13 protein-coding genes are annotated in these 16,824 nt (G+C 53.1%); 8 read left to right on the forward strand and 5 right to left on the reverse strand.

The window, feature by feature from the left end; all coding sequences use genetic code 11:
• Nucleotides 1-55: 55 nt before the first annotated feature.
• Entirely contained in the window at nt 56-307 is a 252-nt protein-coding gene (locus tag KO508_RS01410; RefSeq protein ID WP_200363243.1) for a phenol hydroxylase subunit, read from the reverse strand.
• A 361-nt stretch (nt 308-668) separates the two neighbouring features.
• On the opposite strand from KO508_RS01410, the gene KO508_RS01415 reads away from it, so the two are divergent.
• From KO508_RS01415 to pelG, 8 genes are all read left to right on the forward strand, one after another.
• Nucleotides 669-2,390, forward strand: a complete 1,722-nt coding sequence (locus KO508_RS01415) for a sigma-54-dependent Fis family transcriptional regulator (RefSeq protein ID WP_216006564.1) — start codon at nt 669-671, stop codon at nt 2,388-2,390.
• Between the two features lie 145 nt (nt 2,391-2,535).
• On the forward strand, nt 2,536-5,313 hold the full coding sequence (locus KO508_RS01420) for an endo alpha-1,4 polygalactosaminidase (RefSeq protein ID WP_216006565.1): 2,778 nt from the start codon (nt 2,536-2,538) through the stop codon (nt 5,311-5,313).
• 3 nt (nt 5,314-5,316) lie between these two features.
• Nucleotides 5,317-8,517 (forward strand): tetratricopeptide repeat protein, encoded by a 3,201-nt coding sequence (locus tag KO508_RS01425; protein WP_216006566.1) that lies wholly within the window; start codon nt 5,317-5,319, stop codon nt 8,515-8,517.
• A gap of 14 nt (nt 8,518-8,531) precedes the next feature.
• Nucleotides 8,532-9,062: a hypothetical protein gene (locus tag KO508_RS01430; RefSeq protein ID WP_216006567.1), complete on the forward strand. Its 531-nt coding sequence runs from the start codon at nt 8,532-8,534 to the stop codon at nt 9,060-9,062.
• Nucleotides 9,063-9,068: 6 nt separating this feature from the next.
• The gene (locus KO508_RS01435) at nt 9,069-10,403 is read left to right on the forward strand and encodes a PelD GGDEF domain-containing protein (protein WP_216006568.1); all 1,335 of its coding nucleotides are present in this window, start codon (nt 9,069-9,071) and stop codon (nt 10,401-10,403) included.
• Nucleotides 10,400-11,383 carry a polysaccharide biosynthesis protein gene (locus KO508_RS01440; protein WP_216006569.1) on the forward strand — a complete coding sequence of 328 codons (984 nt, stop codon included), beginning with the start codon at nt 10,400-10,402 and terminating at the stop codon, nt 11,381-11,383. Before KO508_RS01435 ends, KO508_RS01440 begins: the two co-directional genes overlap by 4 nt.
• The gene (pelF, locus tag KO508_RS01445; RefSeq protein ID WP_252737755.1) at nt 11,380-12,918 is read left to right on the forward strand and encodes a GT4 family glycosyltransferase PelF; all 1,539 of its coding nucleotides are present in this window, start codon (nt 11,380-11,382) and stop codon (nt 12,916-12,918) included. The genes KO508_RS01440 and pelF overlap by 4 nt, the downstream gene beginning before the upstream one ends.
• Entirely contained in the window at nt 12,918-14,294 is a 1,377-nt protein-coding gene (gene pelG, locus KO508_RS01450; protein WP_216006570.1) for an exopolysaccharide Pel transporter PelG, read from the forward strand. The genes pelF and pelG overlap by 1 nt, the downstream gene beginning before the upstream one ends.
• Nucleotides 14,295-14,751: 457 nt before the next feature.
• On the opposite strand, the gene KO508_RS18775 is transcribed toward pelG, so the two are convergent.
• The 4 genes from KO508_RS18775 to KO508_RS01465 form a co-directional block, all read right to left on the reverse strand.
• Complete coding sequence (locus KO508_RS18775; protein WP_289851816.1) at nt 14,752-14,970, reverse strand: DUF6500 family protein; 219 nt, start codon at nt 14,968-14,970, stop codon at nt 14,752-14,754.
• Between the two features lie 92 nt (nt 14,971-15,062).
• Nucleotides 15,063-15,734, reverse strand: a complete 672-nt coding sequence (locus KO508_RS01455) for a hypothetical protein (protein ID WP_216006571.1) — start codon at nt 15,732-15,734, stop codon at nt 15,063-15,065.
• Between the two features lie 136 nt (nt 15,735-15,870).
• Nucleotides 15,871-16,317 carry a hypothetical protein gene (locus KO508_RS01460; RefSeq protein ID WP_216006572.1) on the reverse strand — a complete coding sequence of 149 codons (447 nt, stop codon included), beginning with the start codon at nt 16,315-16,317 and terminating at the stop codon, nt 15,871-15,873.
• Nucleotides 16,318-16,427: 110 nt separating this feature from the next.
• Complete coding sequence (locus KO508_RS01465) at nt 16,428-16,811, reverse strand: hypothetical protein (protein ID WP_216006573.1); 384 nt, start codon at nt 16,809-16,811, stop codon at nt 16,428-16,430.
• Nucleotides 16,812-16,824: the final 13 nt, after the last annotated feature.

Below are 16,824 nucleotides of genomic sequence, written 5' to 3' on the forward strand. Positions count from 1 at the left end.
CCCTACCATCATTGTTGTTGTGAGGTGGATGTTGGCGCTGGTGGTTAGCTGCTTTCTAGCGGTGGCCGTTCTCTCCGAAACGCCACTTGACCATGTCTTCATCAATCTGGCGGATCATCGCGGAATCCATGTGCACTACGTTGTTGTGCTCACAGAAAGTCTTAAAGGCGCCTCGGGGCAGCACCAGCTCGACAAACAGTTCGGGGTAGCCGATTGCAAAATCGAACTCCACAAACTTGTCTTCCGGTGCGCTGCGAACCCGGATGTAGCGGGTGTACTCGTTGAAGGTCTTTACTCGGTGTTCCATTGCTGACCCCGTTATCGTTGTTGTTTGTTAAATAGGTTTGAGCAACGGCTGTGCCACAATTTTCTTCGGGCTGCCAAAAGCAATACCAACAACATGTTTTTATTGATTTTTTTAGAGATCTCGGAATTGTTTAAGCATCAGAAAATAGTTTTTGGAATTTGAGATTGATCAGGAAAATTTGATCATTTGATAAAAAACAAAAAATTAAGTGAGCAATTGATGAATCGCTCTAGGCCATCTAGTACTTTCCGATTGTTTTTTATCATTTGATTGATTTTCGACATCAATCTGTGGATACATGACTGTCGCAGACTCTGAGCATTCGCCTTCACCCCACACAAAAACAAAAGGGGACCCGAGCATGGCTATCAGCTATAAGCCGAAGCTGAAAAACATTAAATTTCAAGACCTTACTGACCAAATTCGATTCCTGAGCTCCGAAGGAAAAATCTGGCTTGGTGAGCAGCGCATGCTATTGATGGCTGTGAGCGCCATGGGCGCATTCCGCCGCGAAATGGTTAACAGCATGGGCATTGCAAGAGCAAAGGGCTTTTTCCTGCGCCTTGGCTACCAATCCGGCCTAAAGGATGCAGAGCTGGCACGTAAGCTTCGCCCGCACTGCGACGAGATGGATATTTTTCTTGCTGGCCCGCAACTCCATGCCCTGAAGGGTATGGTCAACGTTACCCCTATTCAGGTGGACATCGATCAGGAAACTGGCGACTTCTATGCGGAAATGGAGTGGATTGATTCTTTTGAAGTGGAAATTTGCCAGACCGAATTGGGGCAAATGGATGAGCCAGCTTGCTGGGCTTTGCTGGGCTATGCATGCGCCTATACATCCTCGTTCATGGGGCGTGAAATCATTTTCCGTGAAACCAGCTGCCGCGGCTGCGGGGATGAAAAATGCATTATTGTAGGAAAGCCTGCTGAACAGTGGGACGACGCCGAAGAGTTCGCCCGTTACTTCAAAGCAGACCCCATCATAGAAGAACTTTACGATCTGCAATCTCAGGTCAGCTCGTTGCGCAGCAGCCTCGAAAAGCAACAGGGGCAGTACTATGGCATTGGCCAGTCGGCGTCCTACAACAAAGTCTGCAAAATGATTGATAAAGCAGCGTTGGGAAAAGTCTCGGTGTTGCTGCTTGGTGAAACCGGTGTTGGTAAAGAAGTGATCGCGCGCAGTGTTCACTTGCGCAGTGAAAGGGCTGACAGGCCGTTTGTTGCCGTCAATTGTGCCGCCATACCACCGGACCTTATTGAATCCGAACTTTTTGGCGTTGAAAAAGGCGCCTTTACCGGTGCTAACCAATCCCGCCCGGGCCGATTTGAACGAGCTGATAAAGGCACGATTTTTCTGGATGAAGTGGTCGAACTGACACCCCGAGCGCAGGCTTCGCTACTACGAGTGCTTCAAGAGGGAGAGCTAGAGCGCGTTGGCGATAACCGCACACGATCGGTCAATGTGCGCATCATAGCTGCAACAAACGAAAGCCTTGCTGAGGCGGTTGAAGCGGGTAAATTCCGGGCAGACCTCTACTATCGCCTGAATGTTTTTCCCGTGCAGATTCCACCTTTGCGCGAACGCCTTGAAGACCTCCCGCTTCTAACCGAACATTTTCTACGGAAGTTCGAAGCAGAGTATAACAAACACACCCTCGGCCTGTCGGACAAGGCGCTGGAGCTTTGCCTTCGCTATCGCTGGCCCGGCAATATCCGGGAATTGGAAAACGTGATCGAGCGCGGCGTGATACTGACTGACAATAACGAGTCCATCAGCCAGGACGCGCTTTTTGCGGTCTTCCGAAACAGCGAATTCCAGCAGGCTTCGCCTCAACCCTCGGAATTTATCGATGACGCGGGTCAGGTAGTCTCCGGCGATTTGCAACAAGAAGGGCCCGCGCACTGGGCGGAGAGCATCATCAACAACAATATCAGTCTGGAGGAGGTGGAAGAAACTCTTATGCGGCGGGCGATGAGTCAGGCAAGCCAGAACGTGTCCGAGGCAGCACGCTTGCTTGGGCTCACCCGGCCAGCGCTGGCTTATCGGCTCAACAAAGCCGGAATACCGCAGAAAAATTAAGCGTACCAATGACTCAGAAGCGCTGACTTGCACAATCAACACGCCGGTTCCTTAGCCAACCCTCGGAAATCAGGCAGGCAAGTCACTGGTTTCAGTTTGCGTTACAATGTGGAATTCCAACACATTTTTTGCAGCATCTGCCCACATGATCCGACACCTTCTGCTCAGTGTACTGCTCCTTTTGTCCGCCTCTGTGCTGGCTGAAGGCACACAACAATCAGCATCTCCCCGCAACGTCGGCTTTTATTACGGCAACGAAGCGCCGATAGGCAGCCTCTATGCTTACGACTGGCTAGTGTTGCAAGCAGACCAAACCTCGAATGCCCGCCTCGACCTATTGAACCAAGGCCAAACCCTCCCGCTCGTATACCTGAGTGCCGGAGAAATGGCCCGGTCGCACCAAGCAGCTAAAAGCCTACAAAGCGACTGGGTGCTGGGGGAGAACAAAGCATGGAAGAGTGAGGTTTTGGATATACGCCGGGCCGATGTTCGGAATTTCATGATGGAGCAGTTAATCGCTCCGGAAATGGCCCGCGGGTTTCGAGGCGTTTTTCTGGATACCCTAGACAGCCACCTTCTTACACCTGAAGGCAAAGAAAACCAACAAGCTTTTGCCCAGTCTCAAGGGCTGCTGATCGCGGATATTCGTAACCGTTTCCCACAAAGCCGCATCATCATCAACCGTGGTTTCCACTTGCCCGAATCTGCCCATAAGCTAGTGGATGCATTAGCGTTCGAGTCATGGCGCCACGGCTATGAAGCTGGCGGCCGTCGCTACCACAGTGTTCCTGACGAGAGCCGTGAATGGCTCTCCGGCCAGCTTGCCCACTGGCGCGAACTGCACCCGGATACCCCTATCATTGCCATCGACTACGCGAAAAACATGGACGACACCCAAGAGCAGTCTCAAGTGCTCGCGCAGGAGGGTTTCATTCCTTATGTTTCCGATCACGACCTGAACCGACTTGGCCCCACACAACCGCCAGTTCATAAGCGGCATGTTTTGGTGTTCCATGACCTGCCACAACATCAGGTTGATAAAAGCGCCGCCCACCGGCGCCTTGGCATTCTGCTAGAACGGCTTGGGCTCGTACCTGTCTACCGCTCAACCCTGCAGCCTTTTTTGCAAGAACCTTTGAATGATCGCTACGCAGGCATAGTGGTCTGGTGGGAAGCCAACGCTAAAAAAACCGGTTTCTGCCGCTGGCTCAGCAGGTGGCAATCGTCAGAACTGCCGGTAGTTACTTTCGGGCTTACGCCAACAAACTCTCAATGTCGAAATCTAATGCAAAGCCAGCGTGTGGCTTTGCCAACCGGAGATCTCGAAACCTCACCCAAACATGCCTCTATGGGCAACTTTGAAAGCAAACGTTTACCTACAGCGGTTACAGGACCATTGCCGCAAGCATCCCCTGCTGACTACTGGCTTAGCGCAACAGATATAACCGGCACCCGTTTCAGCCTGGTTTATACCCACTCTGAAGGCGGCGTGGCCGTTTCACCGTTCATTTTTGAACGAGGCCCGGAGGATGAGGCATTCTGGCTTTTCGACCCTTTCGAGTTTCTGAAACAGGCTCTTAAACTGTCAGCATTTCCGGCAATCGACAGCACCACCGAAAGTGGCAGGCGTATACTGACTGCGCATATTGACGGCGATGGCTTGGTGTCCCGGGCCGAACTGCCCGGTAGCCCGCTGGGTTCAGACGCTATTGCGCAGCGTATTCTCAAGGTCTTCGATATTCCCCATACCGTTTCAGTGATTGAAGCGGAAACATCGCCGGAGGGCCTATATCCAGACATCAGCCAAGAGGCAGAAGCAAGTGCCCGCTCTATTTTCCGTATGGACAACGTGGAAGTTGCTTCCCATTCATACAGCCATCCTTTTTTCTGGCGCATGATTGAAGGCGGACCGGGAAGCGCCCCGAATCCGGAGGACACCCTCTACGGATACTCAATGAATATACCCGGATACACCCCGTCTCTGGTTCGGGAAATTCGCGACTCGGTCAGTTACATGAACGAACGTTTAGCACCCGATGATAAACCCGTGTCTATGTTTCTTTGGACCGGAGATGCCCGCCCAGGGCCCGAAGCACTGAGAATTACCCGCGAAATGGGATTACTCAACGTGAACGGGGGCGATACCCACCCACTGCCTTACGATTCCGAATTGGCTGGTGTTTGGCCCGATGCGAACCCTGTGGGTGACGAGTTGCAGGTCTATGCCGCCGTAATGAATGAAAACGTGTACACAGATCTGTGGACTGGCCCATTTTACGGTTTCCGCAACGTTATTGAGACCTTCCGGATTTTGGAGGCCAACAACCGCCTGAAACCCATCAGCATCTATTACCACTTTTATTCCGGCACCAAACCCGAAGCGCTCAAGGCACTGGAAGAGGTCTACACCTATGCACTTTCCCAACCTGTAACCCCTTTGTATTTAAGTGACTACGCCAAGCGGGTGCAGGCACAATACTATTCGGTTCTCCTGAGGCCTGATGCACACAGCTTTCGTTGGCGCGGTATACGCCCGCCTTCAACGGTGCGCATCAGTCAGAACCAGTACCCGGATATGTCACTCAGCCGTGGCGTCGCTGGCTTTCATGACGCGGGCAAGCTGCGCTTCGTTCACCTCGTAGGAGATGATCCCTTGCTGGTTCTTTCCCCCGACCCTGTCATCGGGCCTGTGCTGGATTCTGCAAATGCGAAAATCGTACAATGGCAACGCAAGAAGAGGAACAACCTCTGGCACATAACCTTGGAGTTTGAAGGGTATCAACCACTGGACTTTACCCTGTCGGGTACATCTCGCTGCTCTGTGAAAAGTCAGCAACTGTCAATTGCTAAAGACTCCAACAAACGTCTTCTCTTCCATGCTTCGGAACAAAGCCGTGGCCGTTTTGAGCTGGAGTGCCACTGATTCATGCGCCACCGCAAGCCTGCCTTTTTTAGCCTTCCAGCTTTGCTGGCGCTGGCTGGCCTGCTTTTGGTGGCCTTATACCTGTTATTTCCACGGCAGGCTGTCTTCGAGGACCCCCGTTACCTTGAGGCTCCCGACAGCATTTCTCTGGCTTATCTCGAAACGCTACTGAGATCCGATGCAGGCAACCAAAAACTGCGCCTCAACCTCAGCAAGATGCAGCAAAAAGCCGGTCAACCTGCCAAAGCCATGAACACACTGGCACCTTTGCTCGATAACGCCCAGATTCCACTCCAAGCTATGTCCACCCAAACGGAGCTTCTCCGGGGTGAGTTTTTCCGCGCCGAGACCGATGCGGGCCGATCGCAGCTTCGGGACCAGCTTGCGTCTACACTTAAGCAGGCCTTTAATCAGGATTACTCGATTGCCGAGAAGCGGGCGCTTGCCGCCAACGTGCTGCCGCTGCTTTCCGTTGAGGAACAGTTGGCTGTGCGCCAGCAACTCTTTGAACAGGCTAGCGGCACTGCCCGATTCCGGCTAGGACAGGATCTTGCGAACCTTCAGGAAGGCACCGGCAGCCCGAACAACGCGAAAGACACCCTTGAAACCATCTTACCGCTGGTTCCAAGCGACGAAGAAAGCGCATTTATCCGCAACCTGATTCGGCTGGATCTAGCTACAGGAAACGCAGGCAAAGCTCTAGAGCTGTTTCAAGCAACTCACGAAGGCACCAACCTGAGCTCGCAACAGTTGCGCGAAGGCATACGCCTTGCCGACCTTGCGGGCGATCCCGAAGTCAATGCAAACTGGCTTGATTTACTAGCGCAGAAAGAACCCGGTGACATGGATGTGCAGCGTCGATTCCTGATGCTGCAGTTAGGGCGGGGCGACATCCGCGAGGCTCTGACCACCATCAAGCGCATGGAAAACAATGGCCGGGCTTTGGCCAGAACCGATAAGGAACGCATTGCCCGGGTATATGAATGGAACAACATGCCGTCCGAAGCTCTGGGCTATTGGCGCGACCTGTTTCTTAACCAGCCTCCGGAAATCACATCTTCAATTGCCTATGAGCGGGCCAGCAATCTGGCTAGCGGCCTGTTCCGGTGGCCAACGCTCGTCGAGCTGCTTAAAGTTCGCGCCGCCCGCAAGCAACTGGGTCCTGAAGGCTATAACCAGCTTACTGATGCGCTCATTAGTACCGGTGAAATGAGCGATGCAGATGAGTACCTAACACAAGGAATCGCCCGCTTCCCCGAAAACGCTGCCTTGCGACAGCGCCGATTTGTATTGCTTGTGAACAGTCGTCGTTTGGAAGACGCCATCAGTTTGCTGCAAGCAGCACCCTCCCTGACAGACGAGGAAAAGATACGGCTTGCCAATTTGCATTGGCGCACGCGGGATCCGGAATCGGCACTGACTGTGCTGGGATTTACACCGAAAAATCCGGAGCTGGCGCAAGAAGCCGAGGCCATGCGTTTGGACCTAGCCATCATGCTGAACCGAAAAGAACTACTCAAACAGTTCTATGAACGCACCGCCAAACAGCCTGTTGATGAGATACCCGAAGAACTCAGAGATCGCGTAATCACACTCTCTTGGCAATTTGGCTCGCCCGACGAATCCCTTGCTTTGAGCCGCCAGCAATATCGCGAGACCGGAGAGTTGCGCTACCTCATCACCATGGCAGAGCTGCAGAATTCTCTGAACCTCTGGGATGAGCTGGCCGAATCGCTCGCGCAATGGGATAGCACATTTTCTCAAGCCTCGAACGACCCCCGATTTTGGGTACTGACAGCAAGGTTGCACCAAGCCCACAACAAGCCCGAGGCCGCCCAAAAAGCGTTTTTAGCAGCCGCCACGCTGGCACCGGATAACAGCAGCCTGCTGATTAACTGGGGTTGGTTTTTACTGAGCCAACCCAGCCTGCTGCCTGGCCAACTACCGCAAATTCTAGCCACACTGGCCGACTACCACTCCGCAGACACCTATCCGCTGCAGATATATGGACACCTTGCACTGAATGAACCGGAATTGGCCGAGGCCTGGCTAGCAGAAGCTCGCAAGGAGCTCAGCGGCGACCCCTCGCAATTGCTTTCGCTGTCTGACTATGCCCGCAATAATGGCGCGCGGTCTGAAGCCGAGGCAGAGGCACTGCGGCAATACGCAGTCCTCATCACCAGGAAGCTGGAGAAGCCAGATCCAGAGGTCCTTACCCAGCTAAACAGTGTTCTGAGGGATCCCATTCAAGAACCCGTAGGGCCCCTTTACCGATTTGATAACCGAGCAGTGCAAGCAAGCGCACAAATACTCGATCTTGGCGGTTTCTCAGTACACACAGCCGGGGTGACCGGACAATTCAGCCACGACCGCTACCGCTGGCTCTTTTCCGCAGAGCATACCAGCGCTCAAAACCAAGGCTTACTGCTAGCACGCCCTGAACCGACAGAAAGTGGTCGCCTGCAGTGGCAGACCAACAATCAGAACCTTCTATTGAGCACCGAACTGAGCACTTATCGCCTTGCCAGTGGCGACCAGCTGTCGGCCGTTTTTGAGCTTACAACCCAGCCCTCGGACCGTTTTACTCTGGGCGCCGGTCTGGCGGTCAACGAACGTGTAACCAACAGTGCCGAAGCCTGGTGGTTAACATCGGCTAACCGGGCCTCAGTTTCTGGCAGTTACGCTCCTTGGCCAAGGCTGGAGCTTACCGGTGATGTTGACTACATCTCTGTAGATGAAGCCTTCGGCGGCGAGATTGGCACTGGCTACAACACCGACCTGCTTGCTACTTACAGCCTGCTCAGAAACGACCCGGCTTGGCGGATTTCACTCGGGTATCAAAGCCGCCAGCTGAATTTGAGCAACAGCCTAAGCGCCGGCACCCTTGCCAAACTGAGCGTACCATTAGCACCCGACGGGCTATTAACCGATGATTATCGGCGCATCGGGCTCACATCCCAGTGGTCCCATGGGGAGCCTCAGGCCCTGAACCGAACCGCTCCATCGCCACGATTGTTTTTCTCACTGGACAGCGGTTATGTATTATCCACCTCAAGCTTCGACTTTGGCGCCCGCATGGGCCTCGGCTGGCGTATTGCGGGTGATGATGAGCTGGCGTTTTCTGCTGGCTATAGCACCGACAGTCTGGACGGTCAGTCCCGTGCAGATGCCAAATTAACGTATACCCTTTATTTGGGCCACTAACAGGAGTTTTCATCATGCTCATCCGATCCGTGACACTGGTGCTGACACTGGCCTTTCTGGCCGGTTGCTCCGTCATGCAAAGCCAGCAAGCGTCTGAGCCTGTAGACTTGAACAGCCGATTTGCGGTTATCCCGCTGGGCAACCTGTCGCAAACACCGCAGGCTGGCGACCAAGCCGCCAGCATCCTCAGTGCGCTGTTGCGGGCGAGAGGTGCGGCCGAGGTGGAGCTTTACCTACCCGCAGATGACAACCCTCTGATCTACGATAACCGAGCCAGACAGCAAGACGCGATCGCTGCCGCGCAGTCAGACGGCGCAGACATTATCGTATCGGGCACTGTTGACGAGTGGCGTTACAAATCCGGGTTAGACGGTGAACCGGCTGTCGGTATCACTCTGGAATTCCGCAACGCCGATGACAACTCGGTGCTTTGGTCTGCCACAGGCGCCCGTACAGGTTGGGGCAGTGAAGGCGTTACCGTTGCCGGGCACAAGGTCTTAGATGATCTGCTGGACGCATTGCCTGTAACCAACTCCGCGCGCTAAGGCATTATGAAAACACCCGACGTATCCAGTGATCCGGCTCTAGCCAGCAAGCAGTCACCCATTTGGCTGAAGTGGTTTGAAACCATCGCCATCACAGTGCTGTTCATCGCTTTGGGTTTCTGGAACCGACCGGACGATCCTCTGTTTGTCAGTGACGTATTTCCATGGCCAGCACTGGTCACCCTGCTTGCAGGCTTGAGATACGGCTTTTTCATGGCGCTTGTCTCCTCCACTGTCATACTCGCAACCGCGGGCCTGCTTCTGCGGGCAGAGCTGTTGCCCGGGGATCAGTTACCCTACGTATGGGGCTTGGGCGTGATGGCAATCGGCCTACTTGCGGGGGAATTTCGTGACTACTGGGATCGCCGCATCGAAAAACTGGTAGCTGCGAACCAATACCGGCATACGCGGTTAGAAGAGTTCACACGCAATTTCTATCTACTGAAAGTGTCCCACGACCGCCTAGAGCAACAACTGGCTGGCAGTTCCAGCAGCCTACGCGAAGCCCTAAGGCGCCTGTACAGCGAAATATCCCATGCCCAAGGTAGCGGACTCAACCGGGAAACCAGCGAGCTGATAATGCGTCTTATGGTGCGCTACGGCCAATTACAGATTGCTGCTATATACGCGGTTGAAGAGGGTCAACTGGCGGAGACGCCGCTGACCAGCATCGGTAACTTCCAACCCATAGAAACAGATGACCCCCTGCTAACTCATGCCCTACAAGAGCAAACACTGGTTTCGGTGCACACGGAATATCGCGACAACCGGAACGAACTGAAAACCAAACTTTTGCTGGCTCTGCCACTCATTGATTCCACCGGAATCATCATCGGCATGATTGCCGTAGAAGCCATGCCTTTTTTCAGCTTTCAGCCAAAAACCTTGCGCCTATTGGCTATTTTGGCAGGGCACATGGCAGATATGATTCAGGAACAAACAAAAGTACAACAGCAGTCTGCACCGGAATGGCGCCAATTTAAATTCCAGCTTGCACGGGTCATATCTGATGCCCAGAACCACGCACTACCCGGCTCCCTTGTACACCTATCGTTTAAGGAGGCGGCAGATGCGGTTCGCGTAATCGAGCGGATGCAACAGATGCGCCGGGGGCTCGATGTTATAGCCTACCCACCCGACGCTTCAGAGACACAAGTGGCCATATTAATGCCGCTCACGGACGAACTGGGCTGCGCGGCTTATGTGCAAAGGCTTGCAGACGATATCCGCCAACAAACTGGGCAGTCGCTGGAGGCTTTGGCACACATCCGGCAACAGCAAATCAGCGGCACAACAGACATAGCCCAGTGGTTTGAAAGAATCCGAAAGGAACCTGCATGAACGCCTGGCTGATCTCACTGGGTCTAGCACTGGAAGCAGGCAGCATCGCATCGCTTTTCGCAGACCTGCCGCCTGCCATTGCGTTTCTGACCTTTCTCTCAATTCATGCACTGGCTTGCTTGGTGTTCACGCTTTTGAGCCTACCACTGCTGCCTGCCAGCTACCGCCGCAAGGGATTCCAGGCTGCCCTGCTTTTATTTACTCTGCAGTTTGCTATTCCGGTGATCGGGAGCATCGGAGTGTTTGCAGGTATGCTCCTGCCACTGCACTTGCCTCGCTCGGAACACAACACCCCTTGGCAAGAAACGGCCATACCTGATTTGCCTTTCAGCCCGGTGGACATGAGCCAGCAAATGATTTTCAGCGAAGGCGGTTTGCGAGAGGTGCTTCGAGAGGCCCATGCTCCGGAGCGGCGCTTGAAAGCCCTGCTGGCCTCCCGCCAGCTTATCGACCGTGAAGCCATCAACATCCTACAAGAAGCACTCAAAGACCCTTCCGACGACGTGCGCTTACTGGCCTACTCCATGTTGGAACAGCAGGAGAAGCGCTTGGCATCCCGTGCTCAAAGCCTGCAAAAACTTCTAGAGCAACAGCAACACCCTGATCGAAACCGGCTAAAGCGTCGGCTGGCCCATACTTGGTGGGAAATGGCCTACCTCGGTCTGGCACAGGGCGGTCTGCGGCAATACTATCTGGAAAACGCCAGAACGATTTTGGCGGAGCTAACTGGCGCAATATCCCAGCACAACGACTGGCGGCTTTTGGGCCGGGTAGAGCTGGCACTGAACCACACCACAGCCGCCAGCCGTGCTTTTGAAGCGGCGCTTGCCAACGGCGCACCGCCTGAATTAATTTTCCCCTATCAGGCAGAGATTGCTTTTCTCGCAAGGGACTACCGCAAAGTGCGCTTTCACCTCGCCAATTGTTCGCGGTTTAGGCCCGCGCCTGTGGTCAAAAACCTGATGGAGGGCTGGCTATGATCCGCCGCACGCCCAAGCAAGAAGCTCCCATAGCCGATATCACACTGCTGCTGGAAGGCACCTATCCGTTTATCCGCGGAGGTGTTTCATCCTGGGTGCACCAAATTATCACCGGTCTGCCCCAGTTCCGTTTTTCACTGATCTTTCTGGGTGGCGATCGCAGCCACTATGGCAAGCAGCAATACACCTTGCCGGACAATGTTGTGCACCTTGAGTGCCATTACCTGATGGACAACCTTGACGACACCAAGCCAAAGCCCAGCAAAGGTAGTCGCCGAGCCTTCGAGACCCAGCGCACCTTGCATGACCAGTTCCGCAGCAATAAACCTGTACCAGAAGGTGTGCTCAGCCAAGCATTACGGGACCTTGGGCGCAAAGGCGGCATCAACAAAGAAGACTTTCTGTACAGCGAAGAAAGTTGGCAGATGATTGACGAAAGTTACCGAAATTACTGCACTGAGCCATCCTTCGTGGACTACTTCTGGACCATACGGATCATGCACGCGCCTCTGTTCATGCTTGCAGACATCGCGCAAAACATTCCGAAAACCCGGGCGGTACACTCCATTTCTACAGGCTACGCCGGGCTTCTGGGCGCCATGCTAAAAGATTTGCGCGATCTGCCTTTTATTCTCACGGAACACGGCATATACACGAAAGAACGTAAAATCGATCTTTCCCAAGCCGAATGGATACGTGAAGCCAGCGATCAAGTAAGTGCCAATCTCAACGACCAACTCGGCTATATCCGGCAGTTGTGGATTCGTTTTTTTGAGACCATGGGCAGGCTAACGTACCAGCAGGCAGACCCGATCATTTCCCTCTACCTCGGCAATCAGCAGAGACAGCTGGCGGACGGCGCCGTGCCGGAACGAACCCACATTATCCCGAACGGCATCAGCCCGGAGCAGTTCGAAGGCGCACTCGCCGCGAGGCCTGAGGCAGCACCCATGGTAATGGGCCTTGTGGGCAGGGTAGTGCCTATTAAAGACATAAAAACCTTCATAAGGGCCATGCGTTCGGTGTACGAGGTGGTTCCGAATGTCGAAGGTTGGATTGTCGGCCCGGAGGACGAAGACCCGGCCTACGTGACCGAGTGCAAAGAACTCGTCAGCAGTCTGGGCCTGCAAGACTGCGTGAAGTTTTTGGGTTTTCGCAACGTGAAAGACATACTGCCGCAACTTGGGCTGATGGTGCTAACGTCAATCTCCGAAGCCTTACCGCTGGTTATTCTGGAAGCCCACGCCGCAGGGCTGCCGTGTTTGGCCACAGACGTTGGCGCCTGTCGCGAGCTTATTGAGGGCGGCACCTCAGAAGACCAAAGTCTGGGCCGCAGTGGTGCCGTGGTTCCCATTGCCGACCCGGAGGCGACCGCAAGGGAAGCTATCCGGCTGTTACTGGACGAGAAGCGCTGGCAGCAAGCGAGTGAGGCGGGGCTGGCACGGGTGAAACGCTACTACACTCTGGACGCCATGTTTGATTCCTATCGCAACATTTACGACACAGCCATAGCCAGCGGGAGCCAGACAGACTAATGGCAGGCATTGGATTTGAACTCAGGCGCATCCTCAAACGCGACAACCTGAGCAGCCTGATCGGCGCCTACGGCCTCGCCAGCATCATCAGCTCCGGGCCCTGGGTGCTGTCGGTACTCGGGGTCATGCTGATTGGTATTATCAGTATCAACCTGTCGGTTCCCGAACGAGAGATCATTCAGTTTCTGGTTTCCGTAACCTATCTGATGGCCATTTCCCTAACGCTGTCGGGGCTGTTTCAACACGTATTTACGCGCTGGGTTGCAGACCGGCTCTATGAAAAACGTAAGCTGCTGATTCTGCCCAACCTGATGGGCGTGCTCTGGTTTTCCACCCTACTGGCGCTGGCCTGCGGCCTACCGGCAGCGCTTTTTCTGCTGCCCGGCACCTCCGTTGTATACAAGCTTCTGATGCTGGCCAATTTTGTAGTGCTGTGTAATCTCTGGCCAGTCACCATCTTTCTTTCAGGCATGAAGTCCTACACCTTGATTGTGGCGCTGTTTGCGGTGAGCTACTTCACCGCCATTGTCGCGTCTATACTGTTAGCCAAGTATGGGTTGGAAGGGCTTTTGGGCGGCCTGCTGACGGGCCATGGCTTGCTATTATTCAGCTTTCTATTCACCATCATCCGACAGTACCCAAGTGACGCCCCCATGGGCTTCGACTTTACCCGCCGGGCACAGATTTTCCCCGCATTGATCGCCACTGGCCTCTTGTTCAACGCTGCAGTTTGGGCCGATAAGTTTATCTTTTGGTTCCACCCTGACACCTCTCAACACGTCATCGGAACACTCAGGGCATCGGTGATTTACGACCTGCCGATTTTTCTCGCCTATCTGGCGATCATCCCCGGTATGGCGGTGTTTCTAGTACGCATGGAAACAGACTTTTCTGAAGCCTACGACCGCTTCTACAGCGCTGTGCGCCAAGGCGACACTCTGGCCCGGATAAACAGTTTTCGGGATGAAATGGTACGCGTTGCACGCAACGGCATTTACGAGATATGCAAGGTTCAGAGCTTTACCGTCATTATTCTGTTCCTATGGGCAGATGAACTGCTATCCGCCATCGGGATATCCACGCTCTACTTGCCCCTGTTCTATATCGATTTGGTGTCTGTAAGCATGCAGCTGATTCTGCTCGCCATTCAGAACGTCTTGTTTTATCTGGATGCCAGAAACATCAACGTTTCTTTATGTGTGATCTTTTTTGTCAGTAATATCGTGCTTACGCTTCTCACCATTGAACTGGGCGCCAGCTTTTACGGCTACGGATACGCAGGCGCTACGCTCTTATCTTCGGTAATCGGGCTGGCCATGCTGTCGCGCAAATTCGACCGACTTGAGTACGAAACCTTTATGCTTCAGGGGCGATAGCGGATAACATCTGCTTACTGTATTTGAGCAAACTTAACCCATGTTCCCCGGCTGTTTTTCCAAGAAGTGCCAGAATTTCTGTCGATACGAATAGCTCTCCAGCTTTCACCAGTGGAGACTATTTTGACATCGTAAAGTGATTTAGGAATTGGGCTTGGGTCTTTTATCTTCCTCCACTCTGTGTTCGATGCCCACCAAGTTTCGCCAGTACGTATATTGAACTTTACGTGTCGCGTTTTTCCTTCTTGTGAGAGGGAGGCTATCTCCAGAGCGTAAGTTCCATGCTCGGTGCCCAATGAGCTACATCCCGAAATGCCAAACAAAATCACAACAATAAGAACTCCGTATCGCATATCCTTCTCGCTTCATCCTTAATATGGTGTAAGTTTCTGCTGAGCTCTACCAGCGCGCCCAGCCGAGCGACAACAGCCGTTTACTATGTGATCTGAAGGCAAGACTATGCACCCGCCAGAACCATATCTTTGATCTTTAACGCTTTTTCGAAATGATCCAACCTGTGAGTTTCTATCCACCACCGAGCCGCTTCCATGAGAACCTCTGGCTGATCGTTTTTATTCTTGAAGAACGCGTAAAATGACAACCCCACTGTCGGGCCCTTTTTCTCTATTTTTAGATCACATACTTCGATAATCTTTTCTCTGAGCTCTTTCCGCAAAGCAGTAGTCCTTTGTCAGGTTGATCGCATAACGCCAGTGGTAATGGGCGCCAACGGAGCGCAGCGTAGTTGGCGTCCCGTTGACCACATTGTTAGAGATTCGCTTCTCCAGTCTCAGGTCCATTGGTGTCAACCATGAGAAGATACGCCCGAGATAGAACAGCAACCGCCAGAACCGTACCCATCCCTGCAGCAATTATTGATAGAACAGCCATTTCGGGGCCTAGCAACGCTAGAGCTCTGGGGCCATATGCTGCGGCTATAGCCGCAATCATCGTTAGTGTAATAGTGATTTGATACCCACGAGTAATTTTCCAGGATTCATTGAAAAATACTCCGCCCTCAACCGCTACCCCAGGCAAGGCCAGTGACAACCTCCCCATTAGCCAGCTTGCGCCGATCAAGCATAGGACCCAACCGATTCCCGGAATAAACAGCAATGGCAAGAATGGAATCGCCAAGAAGCTAAGAAAGAAAGCGTGGAGAAAGAACGACGCCTCTCGCTTGGATAAACTGGTAATTCCCCACTGAGGCACCGCGCCACTGCCCAATATCAGCACCCGATGGACAACCACAGCAAGCACGGCCTGAACAATCCCGCCAAAAATGATCAGAAGCAATTCAGACAGAGGACTGAGTTCAAATAAATACAGCAGGCTAATCAAGATAATGACGGAAAAAGGGAGAGCCAGCGCCTTCGAGAGTGGAGCAATGTTCCACAGGACATCTTTGAACGCTCCACCAAGAATAAAAGCCAATTTCACAAAACTTCCTTATTTGGATCCATGTTGCTTTAAGGCCGGTCAGCCTGCGAATTTCTAACGCTTGCAGCATGCGCACCCTTGGAATGAAGCCGAAGGCGCAATGGAAAGGGTGTCGCCGTGCCTGCTTTTTGTTAACTCATTGTCTCACCGCTTGCCTAAGCTCCACGGCATCGGAGAATGTTGTCTTGAAAGCTTTCGCAAGCTTCGATTTCAATCCTATGAGGATGGTTGCGCTGCTATCCCAACAAGCAATTTCGAAATTCGCTCCTTCAAGCTGAGGCCTTGGTTCAGAACCATCCCAGTAAAAAGAATTCCCCTCAACATAAGGGGTCTGGCGTACCTCGGCTCGAACTCCTTTGGGAAACGCGCTGAACACTGCCCAGATGAACTGAATATCATCCCATTCGAGACGGGATTCAAGCTCTTCACCCGAATGCCAGCCCTCTTCAAATGGGTAACCGTTGGTCTCCACATCGCTCACGTACCAGTCATAATCAGAACACTTGATGCCCAGCGCCTCTATGACTTCACGCATGTTTGTGAAGAATGTTACTTGGCTCGTTTTTTCCAGGATCAAATTCATAGCTGATCTACGAGTTAACGCCGAAAATAAGCGGCGGCCCGACAGGGGCGTCCGGTGGACGGCCGTTAGGCCGGGAACGAACTTGATTGACTGGTTAAAAGGTACGCCGCTTACGGGGTTCCTCGCAGTCGCTCTGTTACAACCACTGCATCGGCCTGATTTTTTGTGAAAAAATATCCTGAAAATGCGTATGCATCCTGCCAGTTTGGATGAGCCAACTCGAACTCTTTGAGTTTTCCCACAAGAATACTGACGGCTTCTTCTGACGACGTTGATTCCTGAATAAGCCTATCCAAAATCATGGCTTGGATACTCACTTTCAATGCTTCCAAAAATTTGGAATATGATTCCTGCCCCTTATCACGGCCAAATAATGTCTTCTTGCCGGTATTTTTTGTGACTGCGGCCATGGCCATAACCAATTTGGTCAGTGCATTGTAGGTATGGGGCGAGAAATGACGTAACTGTCGCTCAAACAGTTGATTACCAGCCATAGAACAACCTCCT

The organism is Marinobacter salexigens (assembly GCF_018860765.1).
Lineage (GTDB): Bacteria > Pseudomonadota > Gammaproteobacteria > Pseudomonadales > Oleiphilaceae > Marinobacter > Marinobacter salexigens_A.

Coding starts and splice junctions, on each gene's coding strand:
- KO508_RS01440 (WP_216006569.1), top strand. CDS start 10,400: ATGAACGCCTGGCTGATCTCACTGGGTCTAGCACTGGAAGCAGGCAGC.
- KO508_RS01435 (WP_216006568.1), top strand. CDS start 9,069: ATGAAAACACCCGACGTATCCAGTGATCCGGCTCTAGCCAGCAAGCAG.
- pelF (WP_252737755.1), top strand. CDS start 11,380: ATGATCCGCCGCACGCCCAAGCAAGAAGCTCCCATAGCCGATATCACA.
- KO508_RS01430 (WP_216006567.1), top strand. CDS start 8,532: ATGCTCATCCGATCCGTGACACTGGTGCTGACACTGGCCTTTCTGGCC.
- pelG (WP_216006570.1), top strand. CDS start 12,918: ATGGCAGGCATTGGATTTGAACTCAGGCGCATCCTCAAACGCGACAAC.
- KO508_RS01460 (WP_216006572.1), bottom strand. CDS start 16,317: ATGAATTTGATCCTGGAAAAAACGAGCCAAGTAACATTCTTCACAAAC.
- KO508_RS01415 (WP_216006564.1), top strand. CDS start 669: ATGGCTATCAGCTATAAGCCGAAGCTGAAAAACATTAAATTTCAAGAC.
- KO508_RS01465 (WP_216006573.1), bottom strand. CDS start 16,811: ATGGCTGGTAATCAACTGTTTGAGCGACAGTTACGTCATTTCTCGCCC.
- KO508_RS01420 (WP_216006565.1), top strand. CDS start 2,536: ATGATCCGACACCTTCTGCTCAGTGTACTGCTCCTTTTGTCCGCCTCT.
- KO508_RS01410 (WP_200363243.1), bottom strand. CDS start 307: ATGGAACACCGAGTAAAGACCTTCAACGAGTACACCCGCTACATCCGG.
- KO508_RS01425 (WP_216006566.1), top strand. CDS start 5,317: ATGCGCCACCGCAAGCCTGCCTTTTTTAGCCTTCCAGCTTTGCTGGCG.